Genomic DNA, 1,625 nt, shown 5'->3' with positions numbered 1-1,625 from the left:
GGTTTTTCACCCCCCTTGTCGTTACTCATGTCAGCATTCGCACTTCTGATACCTCCAGCAAACCTCCCGGTTCACCTTCAACGGCTTACAGAACGCTCCTCTACCATGCTCCTAAGAGCATCCGCAGCTTCGGTTACCAGTTTGAGCCCCGGTATATCTTCCGCGCAGGCCGACTCGACTAGTGAGCTATTACGCTTTCTTTAAAGGATGGCTGCTTCTAAGCCAACCTCCTAGCTGTCTGGGCCTTCCCACATCGTTTCCCACTTAACTGGTATTTGGGACCTTAGCTGGCGGTCTGGGTTGTTTCCCTTTCCACGACGGACGTTAGCACCCGCCGTGTGTCTCCCGCGATTGCACTCCTCGGTATTCGGAGTTTGCATGGGGTTGGTAAGTCGGGATGACCCCCTAGCCCAAACAGTGCTCTACCCCCGAGGGTGAGACGCGAGGCGCTACCTAAATAGCTTTCGAGGAGAACCAGCTATCTCCCGGCTTGATTAGCCTTTCACTCCGATCCACAGGTCATCCCCTAATTTTTCAACATTAGTGGGTTCGGTCCTCCAGTTGATGTTACTCAACCTTCAACCTGCCCATGGATAGATCGCCGGGTTTCGGGTCTATTGCCTGCAACTAAACGCCCTATTAAGACTCGATTTCTCTACGGCTCCCCTATGCGGTTAACCTTGCTACAGACAATAAGTCGCTGACCCATTATACAAAAGGTACGCAGTCACCCCGAAGGGCTCCTACTGCTTGTACGTATACGGTTTCAGGTTCTATTTCACTCCCCTCTCCGGGGTTCTTTTCGCCTTTCCCTCACGGTACTGGTTCACTATCGGTCAGCTGGGAGTATTTAGCCTTGGAGGATGGTCCCCCCATATTCAGTCAAGATAACACGTGTCCCGACCTACTCGATTTCACTCTAAATGCCTTTTCGTGTACGGGGCTATCACCCTGTATCGCGGTACTTTCCAGAACCTTCCACTAAAACATAAAGAGCTTAAGGGCTAATCCCCTTTCGCTCGCCGCTACTCAGGGAATCTCGGTTGATTTCTTTTCCTCCGGGTACTTAGATGTTTCAGTTCCCCGGGTTCGCCTCGCATACCTATGTATTCAGTATGCGATACCTCCTAAGAGGTGGGTTTCCCCATTCGGACATTCCAGGATCAAAGCTTGTGTGCCAGCTCCCCTAGACTTTTCGCAGGCTCCTACGTCCTTCATCGCCTCCAGCTGCCAAGGCATCCACCGTATACGCTTAGTCGCTTGACCATACAACACAAACGACTACTAACGACTTCTCGCTTCGTCACTGCACTTTATGCTGCGTTGCTGCTCTTCGTTCAGTCAGTCACTTACTAATGTAAGCTCCTTCCCTCACTCATCGCGCGCCTTGCCTAAAGCACACTGACTGTGCGAGTTACTGTTCGAACACGGGTAGTGTTCAAACACCGGATTGTGTGCTTGAGAGACACACAATATTGATGTTAAGTATTGTTAGTACTTAACCTCGCCTTGCAGTGTATTACTACAAATTGTTTTACCTTGTTAAAGAACATCTGATGTAAAAATCAGAAAGCTGGACTCTTATTCTCAAACCTCGAGATAACTCAAGAACCCAGATTTCTGAT

Annotated in this window: 1 rRNA gene; it reads right to left on the bottom strand. The window is 49.8% G+C overall.

Features of this window, described 5'->3' with window-relative positions:
* A 23S ribosomal RNA gene (locus tag BUC36_RS18520) occupies nucleotides 1-1,266 on the bottom strand; the annotation flags it as partial.
* Between the last annotated feature and the right edge of the window lie 359 nt (nucleotides 1,267-1,625).

The organism is Microbulbifer donghaiensis, assembly GCF_900129095.1.
Classification (GTDB): Bacteria; Pseudomonadota; Gammaproteobacteria; order Pseudomonadales; family Cellvibrionaceae; genus Microbulbifer; species Microbulbifer donghaiensis.
Note: the sequence above shows the minus strand (reverse complement) of the source record. Positions and strands in the feature narration are given on the sequence as shown.